This window comes from Herbaspirillum sp. alder98, assembly GCF_020179755.1.
Lineage (GTDB): Bacteria > Pseudomonadota > Gammaproteobacteria > Burkholderiales > Burkholderiaceae_D > Herbaspirillum.
In genome coordinates, this window is record NZ_JAIUCY010000015.1 from 68709 (window position 1) to 87280 (window position 18572).

Annotated in this window: 18 protein-coding genes; 15 read left to right on the forward strand and 3 right to left on the reverse strand. The window is 63.4% G+C overall.

Going from position 1 to position 18572, the window contains the following annotated elements; genetic code table 11:
• The first annotated feature begins 49 nt into the window (after positions 1-49).
• Positions 50-1243 carry a M20 aminoacylase family protein gene (locus LBW87_RS22830; protein ID WP_225203774.1) on the forward strand — a complete coding sequence of 398 codons (1194 nt, stop codon included), beginning with the start codon at positions 50-52 and terminating at the stop codon, positions 1241-1243.
• A gap of 51 nt (positions 1244-1294) precedes the next feature.
• Positions 1295-1648: a DUF1304 domain-containing protein gene (locus LBW87_RS22835; protein WP_225203775.1), complete on the forward strand. Its 354-nt coding sequence runs from the start codon at positions 1295-1297 to the stop codon at positions 1646-1648.
• Here the strand turns inward: LBW87_RS22835 and LBW87_RS22840 are convergent.
• On the reverse strand, positions 1617-2576 hold the full coding sequence (locus tag LBW87_RS22840) for a LysR substrate-binding domain-containing protein (protein ID WP_225203776.1): 960 nt from the start codon (positions 2574-2576) through the stop codon (positions 1617-1619). The two genes, LBW87_RS22835 and LBW87_RS22840, sit on opposite strands and share 32 nt — an antisense overlap.
• A 154-nt stretch (positions 2577-2730) precedes the next feature.
• On the opposite strand from LBW87_RS22840, the gene LBW87_RS22845 reads away from it, so the two are divergent.
• Positions 2731-3411, forward strand: a complete 681-nt coding sequence (locus LBW87_RS22845) for an orotate phosphoribosyltransferase (RefSeq protein ID WP_225203777.1) — start codon at positions 2731-2733, stop codon at positions 3409-3411.
• On the forward strand, positions 3408-4712 hold the full coding sequence (locus tag LBW87_RS22850) for a hydantoinase/carbamoylase family amidase (RefSeq protein ID WP_225203778.1): 1305 nt from the start codon (positions 3408-3410) through the stop codon (positions 4710-4712). The genes LBW87_RS22845 and LBW87_RS22850 overlap by 4 nt, the downstream gene beginning before the upstream one ends.
• Positions 4713-4734: 22 nt before the next feature.
• Here LBW87_RS22850 and LBW87_RS22855 read toward each other — a convergent pair whose 3' ends face one another.
• On the reverse strand, positions 4735-5544 hold the full coding sequence (locus LBW87_RS22855; RefSeq protein ID WP_225203779.1) for a DUF3047 domain-containing protein: 810 nt from the start codon (positions 5542-5544) through the stop codon (positions 4735-4737).
• Between the two features lie 108 nt (positions 5545-5652).
• Entirely contained in the window at positions 5653-6627 is a 975-nt protein-coding gene (locus LBW87_RS22860; protein WP_225203780.1) for a LysR family transcriptional regulator, read from the reverse strand.
• Positions 6628-6878: 251 nt separating this feature from the next.
• Between LBW87_RS22860 and araD1 the strand changes: the two genes are divergently transcribed.
• The 11 genes from araD1 to LBW87_RS22915 all read left to right on the forward strand — a co-directional run bounded on the left by araD1 (position 6879) and on the right by LBW87_RS22915 (position 18120).
• On the forward strand, positions 6879-7874 hold the full coding sequence (araD1, locus tag LBW87_RS22865) for an AraD1 family protein (RefSeq protein WP_225203781.1): 996 nt from the start codon (positions 6879-6881) through the stop codon (positions 7872-7874).
• Positions 7875-8104: 230 nt separating this feature from the next.
• Entirely contained in the window at positions 8105-8788 is a 684-nt protein-coding gene (locus tag LBW87_RS22870) for an amino acid ABC transporter permease (protein ID WP_225203782.1), read from the forward strand.
• A 9-nt stretch (positions 8789-8797) separates the two neighbouring features.
• Positions 8798-9448, forward strand: coding sequence for an amino acid ABC transporter permease (locus LBW87_RS22875; protein ID WP_225203783.1), 651 nt, complete (start codon positions 8798-8800; stop codon positions 9446-9448).
• Positions 9432-10166 (forward strand): amino acid ABC transporter ATP-binding protein, encoded by a 735-nt coding sequence (locus LBW87_RS22880; protein WP_225203784.1) that lies wholly within the window; start codon positions 9432-9434, stop codon positions 10164-10166. Before LBW87_RS22875 ends, LBW87_RS22880 begins: the two co-directional genes overlap by 17 nt.
• 53 nt (positions 10167-10219) lie before the next feature.
• Positions 10220-11026: a transporter substrate-binding domain-containing protein gene (locus tag LBW87_RS22885; RefSeq protein ID WP_225203785.1), complete on the forward strand. Its 807-nt coding sequence runs from the start codon at positions 10220-10222 to the stop codon at positions 11024-11026.
• Between the two features lie 82 nt (positions 11027-11108).
• Positions 11109-12644 (forward strand): UxaA family hydrolase, encoded by a 1536-nt coding sequence (locus LBW87_RS22890; RefSeq protein WP_225203786.1) that lies wholly within the window; start codon positions 11109-11111, stop codon positions 12642-12644.
• Positions 12645-12779: 135 nt separating this feature from the next.
• Positions 12780-13952, forward strand: a complete 1173-nt coding sequence (locus LBW87_RS22895) for a fumarylacetoacetate hydrolase family protein (protein ID WP_225203787.1) — start codon at positions 12780-12782, stop codon at positions 13950-13952.
• 14 nt (positions 13953-13966) lie between these two features.
• Positions 13967-14731, forward strand: coding sequence for an SDR family oxidoreductase (locus LBW87_RS22900; protein ID WP_225203788.1), 765 nt, complete (start codon positions 13967-13969; stop codon positions 14729-14731).
• A gap of 171 nt (positions 14732-14902) precedes the next feature.
• Positions 14903-15811, forward strand: a complete 909-nt coding sequence (locus LBW87_RS22905) for an SMP-30/gluconolactonase/LRE family protein (RefSeq protein ID WP_225203789.1) — start codon at positions 14903-14905, stop codon at positions 15809-15811.
• A gap of 47 nt (positions 15812-15858) precedes the next feature.
• Entirely contained in the window at positions 15859-17373 is a 1515-nt protein-coding gene (gene glpK, locus LBW87_RS22910; RefSeq protein WP_225203790.1) for a glycerol kinase GlpK, read from the forward strand.
• Positions 17374-17565: 192 nt separating this feature from the next.
• Positions 17566-18120: an acyloxyacyl hydrolase gene (locus tag LBW87_RS22915; RefSeq protein ID WP_225203791.1), complete on the forward strand. Its 555-nt coding sequence runs from the start codon at positions 17566-17568 to the stop codon at positions 18118-18120.
• Positions 18121-18572: the final 452 nt, after the last annotated feature.

Consider the following 18572-nt stretch of genomic DNA (forward strand, 5'->3'; position numbering starts at 1 on the left):
GACGCATAGAGGTAAGATGCTCGGATTATCAGCCTATCCTGCCATTTCCATGAAACTCATCGACCCCATCGTCCGCTTCCACGCCGAGCTGCAAAAGATCCGCCGCGACATCCATGCCCATCCGGAACTGAGCTATGAAGAACAGCGCACCTCCGACGTAGTGGCCGCAAAACTGGGCGAATGGGGCATTCCGGTGGTGCGCGGCCTGGGCGTGACGGGGGTGGTGGGCATCATCAAGAATGGCAGCAGCCCGCGCGCCATCGGCCTGCGCGCCGACATGGATGCGTTGCCGATGCCCGAACTCAACACCTTCCCGCACGCCTCGCGCCACGCGGGCAAGATGCACGCCTGCGGCCACGACGGGCATACCGCCATGCTGCTGGGCGCGGCGCACTACCTGGCCGAGCATCGCAATTTCGATGGCACCGTGTATGTGATCTTCCAGCCGGCTGAAGAAGGTGGCCGTGGCGCCGAGCGCATGATCCAGGATGGCCTGTTCGACCAGTATCCGATGGATGCCGTGTTCGGCATGCACAACTGGCCCGGCATCCCGGCCGGCCATTTCGGTGTCACGCCGGGCCCGATGATGGCTTCCAGCAACGAGTTCGAGGTCACCGTGCGCGGCAAGGGCTCGCATGCGGCGCAACCGCACAAGGCCATCGATCCGGTCATGACGGCGGTGCAGATCGCCCAGGGCTGGCAGACCATCGTCTCGCGCAATGCGAATCCCAATGATCCGGCGGTGGTCTCGATCACCCAGATCAACGCCGGCAGCGCCACCAATGTCATTCCTGACAACGCCACCCTGGCCGGCACCGTGCGCACTTTCAGCACGTCGGTGCTGGACTTGATCGAGCGCCGCATGCAGGAGATCGCCGAGCACACCGCTGCGGCCTTCGATGCCACCGTCGACTTCCGTTTCACGCGCAACTACCCGCCCCTGATCAATCACGAGAAGGAAACCGCGTTCGCCGTCGAGGTGCTGACCGAACAGTTCGGGGCCGAGCACGTCAACGCCCGCGCCGAGCCGACCATGGGCGCGGAAGACTTTGCCTTCATGCTGCAGCACCGCCCGGGTTGCTACGTGTTCCTGGGCAACGGCGACGGCGGCCATCGCGATCACGGCCATGGCCTGGGCCCGTGCAACCTGCATAACCCCAGCTACGACTTCAACGACGACCTGCTGCCCATCGGCGCCACCTATTGGGTACGCCTGGCCGAAAAATTCCTGTCGCCGAGTTGAGTCCTGACGAAGCTAGCACTGCCCCATCACAATTAAAACAAGGAGACCTTCATGCAAACCCTCGCCACCATCCTGGTGCTGGCCATCGCCGTCGAACATGTCTGGATTCTGGTGCTGGAGATGTTCCTGTGGACCCACCCGATCGGCCTGAAGGCATTTCGCCAGTCGCGCGAAGCCGCCCAGGCGTCGCGCGTGCTGGCCGCCAACCAGGGGCTGTACAACGGCTTCCTGGCGGCCGGCCTGTTCTGGGGCGCATGGAGCGGCACGCATGCGATCCAGTTGTTCTTCGTCGGCTGCGTGCTGGTGGCGGGCATCTACGGCGGGCTCACCGCCAAGAAATCGATTCTTTACGTGCAGGCGCTGCCGGCCGCCATTACGCTGGCCCTGCTGCTCGCGCTGCCTTGACGGCAGCCGCGCGCGCCGCGTGCTCGGCAAAGCGGCGCGCCGGCTCCGGCAACTGCTCGAAATCGTTGGCATAAAGACATAACTGGCGGGTGGCCCAGGCGTCGCTCAACTGCACCGCCTGCAGGCGGCGCCCGCCGAAGTGGCGAAACACGCCCTGCGGCATGACGCCGATGCCCATGCCGCATTCGATCATGCTGCACATCACCGACAGGCTGTCGACCTCCATGCGCTGACGCAAGACCTTGCGCGCCTGGCTGGCCGCACGCGCCAGCGACTGCTGCACGGCGCTGCTGCCGCGCACGCCGATCTGCTCGAAGTCCAGCGCCTCGGCGTAGGCAATGCATTCGGCCGCCGCCAGCGGATGCGCGCGCGGCACCGCCAGCACCAGCCGCTCGGTGCGATACGGGCGCCATTGCAGTGCCGGCACCTGGCCGTCCAGGCTGCAGATGCCAAGATCGGCTTCGCGCGCCAACACCATCGACGCCACCTGGCTGCTGCTGCATTGCTGCAGGTCGATGCGGATCTCGGGATGACTGCGGGCAAACCCGGCCAGATCGGCCGGCAGGAACTGCTCCACGGCCGAGGCGCTGGCGGCCAGCCGCACCCGCCCCCGCACGCCACGCGCACTTTCGGCCAGGTCCGCCAGGTCCAGCCGCAACCGCTCGGCCTGGGCCAGGATCGCCTGCGCATGCACCTGCACCTGCTCCCCCATAAAGGTCGGACGCACGCCGCGCGCGTGACGTTCCAGCAACGGCGCCCCGGCCAGGGCCTCGAGCTCGGCCACCCGCTTGCTCAAGGCCGACGCCGCCAACTGGCCACGCGCGGCGGCGCCGGCGATGCTGCCGCATTCGCAGATCAGGATGAACAGGTCCAGCGTGCCAAGATCGAGCTGGCGCAGGAAGTTACGGGGGGAAAGCGAGTTCGCCATGGGCTGCATCCGGCCAGAAAAATCAAGCCCAGATCTTAACAAGAAATGGGTCAGCCATCGCCAAATGGAACGGCTGACGCGAATTTATGGTGCTTCTCAGTGACAATGCCGGGCCGCTACGATGGTTTTCTTTTGTCAGCCATTCCCCCGAACGATGCCTCAAACATCCCTGCTGTCCCCGGACGCGCTTGAAGTTGCCGCCGCGCTGATCGACCTCGATGCCGTGCGCATCATGAAGGATCAAGCCTTTTTCTATACCTCCGGTTGGGCCAGCCCGGTCTATGTCGACACCCGCTTGCTGATGTCCGACGTGGCCCGCCGCCGCACCATCGTCGAACTGGCCGCGCGCCGCCTGGCGCCGATCGTGGCCGCACGCGGCGTCAATGCCATCGTCGGCGCAGAAAGTTCGGGCATCGCCCTGGCGGCCTGGATTGCCGACCGCCTGGAACTGCCCATGCTGTACCTGCGCAAGCGCGCACTGGGCTGGGGCAACGACGCGCGCCTCGAAGGTCGCTTGCCGGCGGCACCGCAGGTGGTGTTCATCGACGACGCCACCACCGATGCCCGCAGCAAGATCGCGGCGGTCCAGGCGTTGCGCGCCGGCGGCGCCACGGTCCAGGACTGCATGGTGGTGCTGGACTATGGCATCTATCCGCAGGCGCCCGAGCGCCTCGCCGCGCATGATCTTTGCCTGCACGGACTGACCAGCTGGCCGGCATTGCTGTCGGTGCTGGAGCAACGCCCCGAACTGACCCCGCAAACCCGCGACATGCTGGCCGCGTTCAGCCGCGATCCGGCGGCGTGGTCGCTGGCCCACGGAGGGGCAGGAGCATGACGCCAGCAGAACTGAAACAACTGGGTCAACGCATCCTAGACGACGTCGCCGCCGCCTCGCGCGATGGCGACGGCATCACCCGCGAGAGCTTCGGCGCCGGCGAAGAGCGGGCGCTGCAGGTGCTGGAACAACACGCCGCCGCACTCGGCCTGCACGCCGAACGCGACCGTTATCAAAACCTCTGGCTGCGCCTGCCGCAAGACGCGCGACCGATGCCCCCGGTGGTGATCGGCTCGCACGTCGACTCGGTACCGTTGGGCGGCAACTTCGACGGTCTGGCAGGCGTAGTGGCCGGCATCCTGGTGCTGCTGCGCATGCGCCATGACTGGCAATCGGCGCCGCCGATCCAGGTGCTGGCGTTGCGTGGCGAAGAGAGCGCCTGGTATGGCCGTGCCTATGCCGGTTCGCTGGCGCTGCTGGGCAAGCTGCCTCGCAGCGCGCTGGCGCTGACGCACCGCAGCGGCCACGGCACGCTGGGCCAGGCCATGGCGGACAGCGGCATCGATGTCGACGCCATCGGTCGCGGCGAAGCGCTGGTCGGCGCCGGCGACATCGCCGCCTGGCTGGAACTGCATATCGAACAAGGTCCGGTGATGGTGGCGCGCGAATGGCCGACCGCCGTGGTCACCGGGATTCGCGGCAACATCCGTCACAACCGCATCCGCTGCATCGGTGAGGCCGGTCATTCGGGCGCGGTGCCACGCTGGCTGCGGCGCGACGCCATGCTGGCGGTGGCGCAACTGCTGGCGCGCATGGATGAGCATTGGCGGGTGTTGCTGCAGATGGGGATGGACCTGGTGATGACCTGCGGCATCTGCTCCACCCTGCCCGACTCGCACGCGGTGTCGGTGATCCCCGGGGAAGTACAGTTCAGCTTCGAGGTGCGCAGCCAGGACCGCGATACGCTGGAACGCTTCTACGCGCTGATGCAGCAGGAATGCAATGCGCTGGCGGCCGAACGTGGCGTGCGCTTCGAGCTGGACGAGCAACTGACCTCGGCCCCGGCCACCATGGACAGCCAGTGGATCGCGCGCCTGTCGCAGGCCGCCATTGCCGCCGAACTGTCCGCCGAGACCATCCCCAGCGGCGCCGGCCACGACGCGGCCGTGTTTGCCAATGCCGGCATCCCGGCGGCGATGGTGTTCATCCGCAACGCCAATGGCTCGCACAATGTGCACGAGCGCATGGACATGGACGACTTCATGGCGGGCGTGGAGGTATTGACCGGCGCCATCCAGGCCACACCGGTGACGCAAGTCACACCCGCCACGCCGCCGGCAGCAGCCGCAGCAGCGGCGTAATCAGGGAAGCGACGAGGGCCGGTCAGCGTGCTGCGCTGGCCGGCTCGCGCAGCAGGCGGATGTCGCCATACCAGGACTCGGCCTTCTGCATCGTGTTATCGGCATCGGTAAGCACGCCCACACCGATCAGGCGACCGGGTTTTTCACCGAATATCCTTTCATAGTCCTCGGCCACGTTGCGCTGGTATTGCAGCCATTGCCCCACGTGCGCCGGCCCGCTCTCGGCCACCAGCATCTGGATCCGGCCGGTGCGGCTGTTGGCGACCACCGTGCCGACTGCGGCCTTGCTGTCCCAGACATACATCAACGTGGCATAGGGCAACTCGTGGCCCGTCAGCAGCTTGGCGGTATCGAACAGGATGGTATCCATCAGCGACAGCTTGTCGTGGTCGCCATCGAAGGCCAGCACGATGCGCACCGGCGCGTCGTCGGTTTCGCGCGCGCTGACATCGGCGCCCGGGATCAGGGCCGAGGTCTTCCAGCTCCACGACATCCAGGGCTTCTTGTTGACATCGATATCGACTGCGTGACGCAGGCCCGACGACGCCTGGTCGGCCTTGGCGTGCAGGACGCTGCGACCTCCCTCGTCGACCAGGGTGTATTCGGTTGGCTTTTTCTTGCGGGTCAGCGTCAACGGCGCCCAGTCCAGCGGCAAGGCGCCGGGCGGGTTGGCCGAGAACAGCGCCAGCGCCTGGTCCAGCCGTGCCTGCTTGGCGGCAGCATCGACAGGTGGCGTCGGCCGTTGCGCGGCGCAACCCACCACCAGCAGGGCAGCGACCACGACAAAGGAATGACCGAGAGCGGCAGCGAGACGCGAAAAACGCAGTGTCATGAAAGGCGATCGAAGAAGCGGCCTCCCCGGCCGCGATGAAAAAGACTAACGGTCCTGCCTGCAAAACACCATCGGGAAAACCCTGACGCCCCCGTCCGCCCCGACGCTTCAGTTCTGCTGCTGCAATATCTGGATGAACATCTTGGCCAGCGACGACAAGGTGGTGTTCTTGCGGGTGACAATGCCGTAATGCTCGATGCGGGTCTTGAGACCCACCGGCAGGATACACAACATCTGCTTGGCCGCGAAGAAATGCGCGATGTCGAGTGGCATCACGGCCACCATGTTCGACTGCGCCAGCAGGGTCACCGTCACAAACGGCGAGGCGGTCTCGATCACATTGCCCGGTACCTTCATGCCTTCCAGCTTGAATTCGTGCTCGATCCAGATGCGCATCGGCATATTGCTCGAATACAGGATCCACGACGCATCGGACAACTCCGGCAGGCGCACCTTCTGCGCCGTGGCCAGCGGATGGTCGATGCCGCTGACGATGCACATCGGTTCACCGCGCAGCATTTCGTAGTTATAAAGATTGGGCTGCGAGCTGACCGAGGAACGGCCGATCATCAGGTCGATGCGGCCCTGGTCGAGCAACAGCAGCTGGCGCGCACTGGTGTCTTCGGCGATCTCGATGGACACCTCGGGCTGGATCTCGCGCAAGCGCGTCAGCGCCCTCGTGACCACCGGCGCGGCGCCCATGATGGTGCCGATGGCGAGCCGGCCGCCGCGCCCGCTGATCATGTTCTGCAGTTCATCGCGCAGGTTCGACACATCGCTCTGGATCAGGCGCGCGTAGCGAATCACGCAGCGACCGAGTTCGGTGGCCTCGATGCCGCGCGGCGAGCGATCGAACAGGATCACGCCCAGGGCGTCTTCCATTTCGTGCAGCGCCTTGGTGGCGGCCGGCTGCGTCATGTGCATGACTTCAGCCGCCTTGTGCAACGAGCCCTGCTCGTCGAGCGCCGTCAACAGGGCGACCTGACGAAAGCGCAAGCGGCTGACAATCGACCCGACGGAGGGCAGCTCGGAGGCCGCACTCGCCAGTTGGTTATCACCCGATGAATTAAGCTCATTGGACATCGTTTTGTAAGCCTCTTATATTCGGTCCTGCGAAAAACCATAATGCTAGCGCATCTATCGGCCTGCCGAACCGATGCGCAAAAAAAGCAGGAGACTTGTGCGAAATCGACCTGGCAGCGCAGCATATTCCTGCCAGTTGCGAATGTGCCCGTTCACGACGGTATTGTCGTCGCCGAACGCCGGCCGGTTTCGCCAAAGCCATCTTACTGGTGTCGCTCTGACCACAGAATCAAGTACCGATCGGAGACAAGGTGAGGCTGATTCAATTCATTGACCGCGAAGGCGCGCGCAAGGTCGGGATCGTCGATGGATCGAAGATCCAGGTGATCTCGCAGGTGAGCCGCATGCGCGAACTGGCATTGCTGGCGATACGCCAGGGCAACGGGCTGGAACGCCAGGCGCAACTGCTCAACAGCAATCAGGTCGAGGACTATACCGCGATCCTGAAGGAGCAACGCATCCTGGCGCCGCTGGATCATGAAGATCCGGCCCACTGCCGCATCGCCGGCGCCGGCGCCACCCATCTCAGCAGCACCTCGACCCGCGACAAGATGCATCGCCAGATCGACGGCGAAGAAATGACCAAGACCGACACCATGCGCATGTTCGAATGGGGCATGGAAGGCGGACGCCCGGGGCCGGGCCGGGTCGGCGTGCAATCCGAATGGTTCTACAAGGGCGACGGCGACATCGTGGTCGCGCCCGGCCAGCCGCTGCCCTGCCCCGATTTCGCGCTGGACGCCGGCGAAGAACCGGAGCTGGTGGGCCTGTATGTGATCGACGACGAAGGCTGTCCGCGACGACTCGGCTTTGCCATCGGCAATGAATTCTCGGACCACGTCATGGAACGCCGCAATTACCTGTACCAGGCGCATTCCAAGCTGCGCTATTGCTCGTTCGGCCCGGAGTTGCGGGTGGGCGCGCTGCCCGCGCACATGGTCGGCATGACCCGCATCCGCCGTAACGGCCGGGTGATCTGGGAGCAGGAATTCCTGTGCGGCCAGGACAACATGTGCCACCAGATCGAGAACCTGGAATACCACCACTTCAAGTACAACCAGGTGCTGCGCCCGGGCGACGTGCATGCCTACTTCCTGGGCGCGGCCACGCTGTCGTTCGCCTACAGCGTGCGCACCCAGCCGGGCGACAGTTTCGAGATCGGCATTGCCGAACTGGGCCAGCCGCTGGTCAACGGCATCGTCAATGTCGCGACCCGCTTTGCCATCGACGGCGTCAAGCAGATGTAAAAAGGTTTAAGCAAGATCGCAGTACCAAGCCACCTGGCGACAGGCCCACGAAGAGGCCACGCAGGGCAGCCGGATTGAACTCCTGCCAGCCGCCGCCAGACATGAAAAACCTCAGGTAACAGGAGACCGACCATGCACCAACCCCACCTCAGCCCAACGGGACTCGCGCCCATGCACCGCCGCACCCTGCGACCTTAAGGCCGCACCTCGTCCGTCCAACCGGAGCATCAATGAATTACACATTTGATTTCATGAGTGTGTTCGCCAACTGGGACCGCCTGCTGTACGGCGCCTGGCTGACGATCCAGCTCTCCGCCCTGTCGATCGTACTGGGCTTCGTGGTCGGCACCTTGTGTGCGATTGCCTACAAAAGCAAGAACTGGCTGCTGCACAGCCTGGTGAAGGTGTACGTCGAAGTCATTCGCAACACGCCGCTGCTGGTGCAGGTGTTCCTGGTGTTCTTCGGCCTGGCCAGCATCGGCTGGAAGCTGACCGCCGAGACCGCTGCCGTGATCGCCCTGACCGTCAACGTCGGCGCCTACACGGCCGAGATCATGCGGGCAGGGTTCAACTCGATCCATCCCGGCCAGATCGAAGCGGCCGAATGCCTGGGCATGTCGAAGTTCCATGTCTATTGGCACGTGGTGATGCTGCCGGCCGTCGAACGGGTCTATCCGTCGCTGACCAGCCAGTTCATCCTGCTGATGCTGGCCTCGAGCATCACCTCGCAGATCTCGGCCGAAGAACTGACCGCTACCGCCAACCTGGTGCAGTCCGAAACCTTCCGCAGCTTCGAGGTGTATGCGGTGATCGCGGTGGCGTACCTGGGCTTGTCGTTCCTGTTCCGTGCGGCATTCTGGCTGATCAGCCAGATCGCCTTCGTGCGCAAGCGCAAGCTCGGCACCAACCTGTAAGGACTCGACATGAATTCATTTACTTTCCTGCACGTCGAGTATCTGCTGCAAGCCGCCGTCTGGACCGTGGTGCTGTCGCTGGTGGCGTTCGTCTTCGGTGGCGTGGCGGGCATCGTCATCGCGCTGTGGCGGGTCTCGCCCAACGCAGCGCTGCGCGCCATCGCCAGCTGGTACATCCAGATCGTCCAGGGCATCCCGCTGCTGGTGATCCTGTTCGTGTCGTACTTCGGGTTGGCCATCGCCGGCTTCAAGTTGACGCCACTGGTGGCGGCTGGCATTTCGTTTGCGATCTACTGCGCCGCCTTCCTCGGCGAGATCTGGCGCGGTTGCATCCAGGCGGTGCCCAAGACCCAATGGGAAGCGTCGGAATGCCTGGGCTTCAACCGCTTCGAGCAACTGACCAAGGTGATCCTGCCGCAAGCGGTCAAGATCGCCACCCCGCCCACCGTCGGCTTCATGGTGCAGATCGTCAAGAACACCTCGCTGGCCTCGGTGATCGGCTTTGTCGACCTGGCCCGGGCCGGCCAGATCATCAATAACTCGACCTTCCAGCCCTTCACCGTATTCGGTTGTGTGGCGCTGATCTATTTTTGCCTCTGCTACCCGCTGTCGGCGCTGTCCAAGCACTTCGAAAGGAAATTGAATGTCAGCAATCGTTAAGATCAAGGATCTGCACAAGAGCTTCGGCACGAACAAGGTGTTGAACGGCGTCTCCCTGGATGTGGAAAAGGGCCAGATGGTCGCCATCATCGGTCGCAGCGGCTCCGGCAAGAGCACCCTGTTGCGCTGCCTGAACGGACTCGAAAAAGTCGACGCCGGCAACATCAACGTGTGCGGCCACGACATCCATCACCCCGACCGCCTCAACCTGCGCGAATTGCGCAAGCAGGTGGGCATCGTGTTCCAGAGCTACAACCTGTTCCCGCACCTGACGGTGGAACGCAACATCACGCTGGCGCTGACGACCATCAAGAAGATGTCGTCCGACGAGGCCAAGAAGATCGCCCGTAACGTGCTGCAGCTGGTGGGCCTGGAAGAAAAGAAAGAAGCTTATCCCGAGCAGCTCTCGGGCGGCCAGCAGCAACGCGTGGCGATTGCCCGCTCGCTGGCGATGGCGCCGGAGCTGATGCTGTTCGACGAGGTGACCTCGGCGCTCGATCCGGAGCTGACCTCGGAAGTGCTCAAGGTCATGGAAGACCTGGCCAAGCAGGGCATGACCATGGTGCTGGTGACCCACGAAATGGCGTTTGCGCGCAAACTGGCCGATGTGCTGGTCTTCATGCACCAGGGCCAGGTATGGGAAGTGGGCCCGCCGGATGAACTGTTTTCCAACCCCAAGACTGCCGAGTTGCAGAAGTTTGTATCCAGCGATCTCTGATCCGCACATAGTCAGAAGTACTTAGAAGTACCTTTTCATCTCAGGAGACATAAATGAATACCTTACTCAATTTCACCAAGAAAGCCGCCGCCGTGGTACTGGGCCTGACCTGCTTCGCGCAGGTCGCGCATGCCGATGCGCTGGCTGATATCAAGGCCCGCAAGAAAGTGCTGGTCGCCATCGACCTGGGCGCGCCGCCGTTCGGCATGACCAGCGCCAAGCTGGAACCTCAGGGTTCGGATGTGGAAACTGCGCGCGCCCTGGCCAAGGACCTGGGCGTGGAACTGGAGATCGTGCAGGTCACCGGCCCCAACCGCATTCCGTTCCTGATGACCGGCAAGGCCGACATGGTGATCGCATCGTTCTCGATCACGCCGGAACGCCAGAAGGTGGTGTCGTTCTCGCAACCGTACGGCGCCTCGCAGTTCGTGGTGGCCGCAGCCAAGGGTGAAAACATCAAGAGCCTCAACGACCTGGCCGGCAAGCGCGTGGCCGTGGTGCGCGGCAACATGCAGGATTCGCTGCTGACCCCGCTGGCGCCAAAGGGCACCACCATCGTGCGCTTCGATGACGACGCCACCGTGACTGCCGCCATCGTGTCGGGCCAGGTGGATGCGTTCTGCACGCCTAACTCGCTGGCCAGCGCCGTGGCCAAGCAGAACCCTTCCAAGAACATCGAAACCAAGTTCGCGATCAAGGATATTCCTTATGCCATCGGCATCCGCAAGAATGAACCGGCACTCGAGAAGTGGCTCAACGACTGGATCGCTGTCAACCTGAAGAGCGGCAAGCTGGCCGGCATCTACCAGCAATGGGTCGGTAGCCCGATGCCTGACCTGACACAGTTCGCAGCCAAGTAAGACGATAGCCATCGCCCGGTGGATGCGTGACATCCACCCGGGTTTCGTTAGCCAAGTTCGTTACGTTCTCACCGAGATCACCATGAAACCTATTTCTCCCATCATTCGATTGAATCCGGTCGATGATGTCGTCATTGCGCGCCGGCAGCTGATGTCCGGCACGGTGCTGGAAGAAGAGTCCGGACTCAAGGTCCAGGGCCTGATTCCTGCCGGACACAAGATGGCCACCCGCGCCATCGCCGCCGGCGAGCCGGTCAAGCGCTATGGCCAGATCATCGGCACCGCCAGCCAAGCCATCGAGCCAGGTCAGCACGTGCACACGCACAATCTGGCGATGGCAGAATTCTCGCGCGAGCACCACTTCGGGGCCGACGTGAAACCGGTCGACTTCGTCGACCAGCCGGCCACCTTCATGGGCATCGTGCGTCCGGACGGCCGGGTCGCCACCCGCAACTACATCGGCGTGCTGACTTCGGTCAATTGCTCGGCCACCGCCGCGCGCGCCATCGCCGACTATTTCCGTCGCGACATCCATCCCGAGGTCTTGGCCGAATTCCCCAACGTCGATGGCGTGGTGGCGCTGACCCACGGCCTGGGTTGCGCGGTCGACTCGCTGGGCGAGCCGCTGCAGATGCTGCGTCGCACGCTGGCCGGCTATGCCAAGCATCCCAACTTCGCCGCCGTGCTGGTGGTCGGCCTGGGTTGCGAGACCAACCAGATCTCGGGCCTGATGGAAAGCCACGACCTGAAGGAAGGCGAGTTCTTCCATACCTTCACTATCCAGAGCACCGGCGGCACGGCCAAGACGGTGGCGCTGGGCATTGAGAAGATCAAGAAGATGCTGCCGGCGGCCAATGGCGTGGTGCGCGAGCCGGTGCCGGCCAAGCATCTGACGCTGGGCCTGCAATGCGGCGGCTCTGACGGTTATTCCGGCATCACCGCCAACCCGGCGCTGGGCGCGGCAGTCGACCTGCTGGTGCGCCATGGCGGCACCGCGATCCTGTCGGAAACGCCGGAAATCTACGGCGCCGAGCATTTGCTGACGCGCCGCGCGGTGTCTTCCGAAGTGGGCCATAAGCTGCTGGCGCGCATCGACTGGTGGGAAGAATATTGCGCCAAGAACGATGCCGAAATGAATAACAATCCCTCGGCCGGCAACAAGGCGGGCGGGCTGACCACCATCCTCGAGAAATCGCTGGGCGCGGTCGCCAAGGGCGGCACCACCAACCTGGTGGACGTGTACAAGTATGCCGAGACGGTGACGGCGCACGGTTTCGTCTTCATGGACACACCGGGCTACGACCCGATCTCGGCCACCGGTCAGGTAGCCGGCGGCGCCAATGTGATCTGCTTCACCACCGGGCGCGGTTCGGCCTATGGCTGCGCGCCGTCGCCATCGCTCAAACTGGCGACCAACACGGCCCTGTGGCAGCGCCAGGAAGAGGACATGGACATCAACTGCGGCGAGATCGCCGATGGCCTGGCGACACCGCAGCAGATCGGCGAACGCTTCTTCCAGATGATCCTCGATACCGCCTCGGGCAAGAAGACCAAGAGCGAATTGCACGGCTATGGCCAGGATGAGTTCGTCCCCTGGCACATCGGGGTCTATACCTGAGCATCGCATGTCGTTACTGCCGCTGGTCGTCAAGACCAGCGGCATTTTTGCTTATACGGGTCGCACCGGACCGGCGCGACCAACCCGGGGTAACCTGATCGTGGCAGCCCCCACCCACAACCAAGGAATTAGAAAATGGCACACACTTACACGATCGAGGCGCACCTGCCCGAAGACCACGCCCACGCCACCCTGGTCGGCCGCATCTGGCAACCGGGCGTCGGCCCCGTGCTGGTCAAGGTCGATGCCGAGGGCGTCTACGACCTCAGCGGCATCGCCGCCACGTCGAGCCAGTTGCTTGAGCTGGACGACCCGGCGGCAGTGGTCAAGGGCGCCAACGCGCCGCGTCTGGCATCGCTGCAGGAGCTGCTCGACAACGCCGACGCCAGCAAGCGCGACAGCACGCGCCCATGGCTGCTGGCGCCGATCGACCTGCAGGCGGTCAAGGCCAGCGGCGTGACCTTCGTGGCCAGCATGCTGGAGCGTGTGATCGAAGAACAGGCGCGCGGCGATGCAGGCCGTGCCGAAGCGGTACGCCAGGCCATCACGGCGGTGATCGGCGACAACCTGTCGAGCGTGGTGCCGGGCTCGCCCGAAGCGGCCAAGCTCAAGGAAGTGCTGCTGCAGCAGGGTGTCTGGTCGCAATACCTGGAAGTGGGCATCGGCCCCGACGCCGAGATCTTCACCAAGGCGCAGCCACTGTCGTCGGTGGGCCTGGGCGACGAGGTCGGGATCCATCCGAAGTCGGTCTGGAACAACCCCGAACCCGAGATCGTGCTGGCCATCAACAGCCGCGGCAAAGTGGTGGGTGCGGCGCTCGGCAACGACGTCAACCTGCGCGACTTCGAAGGCCGCAGCGCGCTGCTGCTGGGCAAGGCCAAGGACAATAACGCCTCGTGCTCGGTGGGGCCTTTTATTCGCCTGTTCGATGCAAAGTTTTCAATTGACGACGTGCGCCGCGCCGAACTTACAATGCGGGTCGACGGCACCGAAGGCTTTACGCTCAAGGGCAGCAGTTCGATGTCGATGATCAGCCGTGACCCGCTGCAACTGGTGGAACACGCCATCGGCCACAACCACCAGTACCCCGACGGCCTGGTATTGTTCCTGGGTACCATGTTCGCGCCGACCCAGGACCGTTTCGGTCCGGGCCAGGGCTTCACGCACCAGGTAGCCGATATCGTGACGATCGCCACGCCGCGACTCGGGGCGCTGGTCAATACGGTAAACTTCAGCGACAAGACGGCGCCGTGGACCTTTGGTCTGTCTGCATTGTTCAAGAACCTGGCACAACGAAAACTCATTTAAAAAAAGGAATCACCATGTCTGCATCCACCGGACGCCTCGCCGGCAAGACCGTCCTCATCACCGCTGCCGCACAGGGTATCGGTCGCGCGTCGACCGAGCTGTTCGCCCGTGAAGGCGCGCGCGTGATCGCCACCGACATCAGCCGTCAGCACCTGGACCAGCTGGCCGGTATCGCCGGCGTCGAGACCCACATCCTGGACGTGACCGATGACACCGCCATCAAGAAGCTGGTGGCCGACGTCGGCACCATCGACGTGCTGTTCAACTGCGCCGGCTATGTGGCCGCCGGCAATATCCTGGAATGCGATGACAAGGCCTGGGATTTCTCGTTCAACCTGAACGCCAAGGCCATGTTCCACACCATCCGCGCCGTGCTGCCGGGCATGCTGGCCAAGAAGGCTGGCTCGATCGTCAACATCGCCTCGGCCGCATCGAGCGTGAAGGGCGTCGCCAACCGCTTTGCCTATGGCGCCAGCAAGGCCGCCGTGGTCGGCCTGACCAAGTCGGTCGCGGCTGACTTCGTAGCCCAGGGCGTGCGTTGCAATGCAATCTGCCCGGGCACCATCGAGTCGCCATCGCTGAACCAGCGCATCAGCACCCAGGCCAAGGAAAGCGGCAAGAGCGAAGCCGAAGTGCGCGCCGCCTTCGTCGGCCGCCAGCCGATGGGCCGCATCGGCCGTGCGGAAGAAGTGGCTGCACTGGCGCTGTACCTGGCGTCGGACGAATCCAACTTCACCACCGGTTCGATCCACATGATCGACGGTGGCTGGTCCAACTGATCAGTTAGACCATCAAACTTGCAGCATCAGACGGCATGCGTGATGACGCGCATGCCGTTTTTTTTCGTCCGGCTGCGCCCTGCCCAATCGCCATCAGACGCGACGGCGGATGGTTTATGAATTGATGGCGTCGGCGCATAATGGCCCTTTCTGTTATTACGGAACTGCCACATGACCCACGACATCATCGCCGCCGACCAGCTCGAGACCGCCTTCGACCAGCCCATGCTGCTGGGCGAGTCGCCACTTTGGCACGCCGAGGAAGGCGCGCTGTACTGGATCGACATCCCGGGCAAGGCGGTGCATCGCCTGCAGGTCGAGCGCGGGCAGCACCAGAGCTGGCCCATGCCGCACGAACCTGGCGCGATTGCCCGGCATGCGCAGGGTGGACTGGTGGTGGCGCTGCGCTCAGGCATGGCCCATCTCGATACCGGCACCGGCGCGCTGGCGCCGTTGCTGGAGGCGCCCTACGACACTGAGCGCATCCGCTTCAACGATGGCCGCTGCGATGCCGCCGGTCGTTTCTGGTGCGGCACCATCTACGAGCCGCGCGACCGCGACGGCGGCACCCTGTACAGCTTCGAGCGCGACGTGCTGCGCGATGCGCACCATGCCGTGGTGACCTCCAATGGCGTGGCCTTCAGTCCCGACCAGCGGCTGATGTACCACAGCAATACGCCGAGCCACCGCATCAATGTCTATGACTTCGACCTGGCGACCGGCGCCACCTCCAACTGCCGCCTGCTGCGCCAGTTCGACAGCGACAAGAGCGCTGCCGATTATGGCGGGCGTCCCGACGGCGCGGCGGTCGACAGCGAAGGCGCCTATTGGGTAGCGATGTTCGAAGGCGCCCGCGTGCTGCGCCTGTCGGCGCAAGGCGAGATCCTGCAGGAGGTACGGCTGCCGGCCCGTTGCCCGACCATGGTGGCCTTTGGCGGTGCCGACCTGCGCACGCTCTACATCACCACCGGTCGCCATGGGCGCAGCGAAGAAGAGCTGCGCCGGTATCCGCTTTCAGGTCATGTGCTCAAGCTGCGCGTGGACGTGGCGGGACGCCTGGAATATAGTTATCGGCCCTAAGACCTTTCGCACCCCCATCACAACAAGAGCTATTCGGGAGACAGGCCATGAGCCGCTACATTCTCGCCCTCGACCAGGGCACCACCAGTTCGCGGGCGATCCTGTTTGATCGCCTGGGACAGATCACCGCCACTGAACAGAAGGAATTTCCCCAGCACTATCCCCAATCGGGTTGGGTCGAACATGATGCCAACGATATCTGGCGCTCCCAGCTGGAGGTGGCGCAAGCGGTGTTGAAGAATCACGGCATCGACGCCGGCGATATCAGTGCGGTCGGCATCACCAACCAGCGCGAGACCACCGTGGTGTGGGATCGCGCCACCGGTGAACCGATCTGCCCTGCCATCGTCTGGCAGGATCGTCGCACCGCGCAGTTATGCGACCAGCTGCGGGAGCAAGGCCACGAAGAGTTGTTCCTGCGCCGTACCGGCCTGGTGCTGGATGCTTATTTTTCCGGCACCAAGCTGCACTGGATCCTGCAACATATAGAGGGCGCACGAGCCCGCGCCGAGCGTGGCGAGCTGGCCTTCGGCACGGTCGACTCGTGGGTGATCTACAAGCTGAGCGGCCAGCATGTGACCGATAGCAGCAATGCCTCGCGCAGCCTGTTATTCGATATCCATCGCGGGTGCTGGGACAGCCAACTGCTGGCGCTGCTGGATATCCCCGAATCCCTGCTGCCGCAGGTGGTGGCCAGCAGCGGCATCGCTGCCCATACCGACGCCAAGTGGTTTGGCCGTGCGCTGCCCATTGCCGGCATCGCCGGCGACCAGCAGGCGGCGACCTTTGGCCAGGTGTGCCTGCGCGAAGGGATGGTCAAGAATACTTATGGCACCGGTTGTTTCATGCTGATGCAGACCGGCGCCAAGCCTGCGGTGTCGCATAACAAGTTATTGACCACGATCGGCTGGAGCTTTGCGGGCAAGGAGCAGCCACGCGATGTGTCCTACATGCTGGAGGGCAGTATCTTCGTCGCCGGCGCGGTGGTGCAATGGCTGCGTGACGGCCTTGGCATCATTCGCAAGTCGGGCGATATCGAAACCCTGGCCGCGCAGGTGAAGGATAACGGCGGTGTCTACTTCGTGCCGGCCTTCACCGGCCTGGGCACGCCACACTGGGACCCGTATGCCCGCGGCAGCATCAGCGGCCTCACGCGCGGCGCGACCTCGGCGCACATTGCCCGCGCCGCACTGGAAAGCATCGCCTACCAGACCGCCGATGTGCTCGATGCGATGCAAAAGGATGCCTCTATTGCATTGAGCGAGTTGCGCGTCGATGGCGGCGCCGCCCGCAACGACCTGCTGATGCAGTTCCAGGCCGACATGCTGGGGGTGCCGGTGGTGCGCCCGCAGGTCACCGAAACGACGGCGCTGGGCGCCGCCTTCCTCGCTGGCCTGGCCACCGGCTTCTGGAGCTCGATCGAAGAAATCGCCTCGCTGTGGCAGGTGGATCGACGCTTCGAGCCGCAGATGGATCATGCCCAACGTGAACAATTGCTGTATCGCTGGCACCGTGCGGTCGACTGTTCGCGTGGATGGATGCGGGACGATCAGCCAGCATAGGAACGCCCCGCGCGGGGCCGCTTTGGTGGCGCGGATAGCCGAAACTATTCGATTCCAAATTCGAATGTGCGAGTATGCAATTCTAACGATTGTGAGAGAATACGGCGTCATCGTGGACGTTCCGAGCTTCAGGCTTGGCATTGGCCCGATTCACTCAATACCAATTACACATTTCGCGTCGAAAGAGGACTTATGACCAAATTGAAGAGCCTGGTAGCTAAACTGGCTGTCGCCGGCATCGCAACGTTTGCCTTTACAGCGCCTAGCTACGCAGTCGATGGCGTGTCGGTTGAATATGGCACGGGCAACAGCACCCAGCTGGTTCGTCTGGGCGCGCAATGGAACTGGGGTCCTAACTGGAATTTCTGGCAATCCAATGGCACCCACATCGGTGGCTACTGGGACCTGTCGCTGGCCAACTGGCGCATGAACCATTACAACAACACTAACAGCAGCGGCAACCTGGTCGATATCGGCCTGACACCGGTGTTCCGCTTCCAGCGCGACGACGGCAAGGGTTTCTACGGCGAAGCCGGTATTGGCGTGCACCTGTTCTCGAAGCTCTACCGCAACAACGACAAGGTGTTGTCGACCGCATTCCAGTTCGGCGACCACGTGGGCGCCGGCTATGTGTTCAACAACGGCCTGGATCTGGGTTTCCGCCTGCAGCACTTTTCCAACGGCGGCATCAAGCAACCGAACGGCGGCGTGAATTTTGCCGTGGCGCGTGTGGCTTACAAGTTCTAAGCTGCGAAAAGTTATGCGGCCTTCGGGTTGCGATAAGAAACCGGCGTATTTCGCCGGTTTTTTTTCGTCTGTTATTTCGCTGCGTGGGTCTTTCAGCGAGCAGTGTTCTGGATATGTGGCGGACGACGCTGGGTACTGACGTTCGTCAGTACGACGGGGATGGGGGTAGAGGTGTTGGGTAAGTGGTGGTGCGGTGGACTGGTTACGCGGGTAGCGATGAATAAGTTATCAACACCCTCGTCGTGCCGGCGAAGGCCGGTACCCGGGGTCTTTTAGTGTTTCAGCAGAGGGGATGGGGGATATGTCGAGGTAGCGGCATAGAGGCGATACAAAGCGGCCGCGCAAAAGCAAACACCCCACCCTCGTCAGAGGATGGGGTGATGCAGAATACTAGCCTGACGATGACCTACTTTCACACTGGTTGCAGCACTATCATCGGCGCGAAGTCGTTT

What these genes read in the sequence shown, in the direction of transcription:
- LBW87_RS22830 (WP_225203774.1), top strand. Translation starts at nt 50, where the DNA reads ATGAAACTCATCGACCCCATCGTCCGCTTCCACGCCGAGCTGCAAAAG.
- LBW87_RS22835 (WP_225203775.1), top strand. Translation starts at nt 1,295, where the DNA reads ATGCAAACCCTCGCCACCATCCTGGTGCTGGCCATCGCCGTCGAACAT.
- LBW87_RS22840 (WP_225203776.1), bottom strand. Translation starts at nt 2,576, where the DNA reads ATGGCGAACTCGCTTTCCCCCCGTAACTTCCTGCGCCAGCTCGATCTT.
- LBW87_RS22845 (WP_225203777.1), top strand. Translation starts at nt 2,731, where the DNA reads ATGCCTCAAACATCCCTGCTGTCCCCGGACGCGCTTGAAGTTGCCGCC.
- LBW87_RS22850 (WP_225203778.1), top strand. Translation starts at nt 3,408, where the DNA reads ATGACGCCAGCAGAACTGAAACAACTGGGTCAACGCATCCTAGACGAC.
- LBW87_RS22855 (WP_225203779.1), bottom strand. Translation starts at nt 5,544, where the DNA reads ATGACACTGCGTTTTTCGCGTCTCGCTGCCGCTCTCGGTCATTCCTTT.
- LBW87_RS22860 (WP_225203780.1), bottom strand. Translation starts at nt 6,627, where the DNA reads ATGTCCAATGAGCTTAATTCATCGGGTGATAACCAACTGGCGAGTGCG.
- LBW87_RS22870 (WP_225203782.1), top strand. Translation starts at nt 8,105, where the DNA reads ATGAATTACACATTTGATTTCATGAGTGTGTTCGCCAACTGGGACCGC.
- LBW87_RS22875 (WP_225203783.1), top strand. Translation starts at nt 8,798, where the DNA reads ATGAATTCATTTACTTTCCTGCACGTCGAGTATCTGCTGCAAGCCGCC.
- LBW87_RS22880 (WP_225203784.1), top strand. Translation starts at nt 9,432, where the DNA reads ATGTCAGCAATCGTTAAGATCAAGGATCTGCACAAGAGCTTCGGCACG.
- LBW87_RS22885 (WP_225203785.1), top strand. Translation starts at nt 10,220, where the DNA reads ATGAATACCTTACTCAATTTCACCAAGAAAGCCGCCGCCGTGGTACTG.
- LBW87_RS22890 (WP_225203786.1), top strand. Translation starts at nt 11,109, where the DNA reads ATGAAACCTATTTCTCCCATCATTCGATTGAATCCGGTCGATGATGTC.
- LBW87_RS22895 (WP_225203787.1), top strand. Translation starts at nt 12,780, where the DNA reads ATGGCACACACTTACACGATCGAGGCGCACCTGCCCGAAGACCACGCC.
- LBW87_RS22900 (WP_225203788.1), top strand. Translation starts at nt 13,967, where the DNA reads ATGTCTGCATCCACCGGACGCCTCGCCGGCAAGACCGTCCTCATCACC.
- LBW87_RS22905 (WP_225203789.1), top strand. Translation starts at nt 14,903, where the DNA reads ATGACCCACGACATCATCGCCGCCGACCAGCTCGAGACCGCCTTCGAC.
- glpK (WP_225203790.1), top strand. Translation starts at nt 15,859, where the DNA reads ATGAGCCGCTACATTCTCGCCCTCGACCAGGGCACCACCAGTTCGCGG.
- LBW87_RS22915 (WP_225203791.1), top strand. Translation starts at nt 17,566, where the DNA reads ATGACCAAATTGAAGAGCCTGGTAGCTAAACTGGCTGTCGCCGGCATC.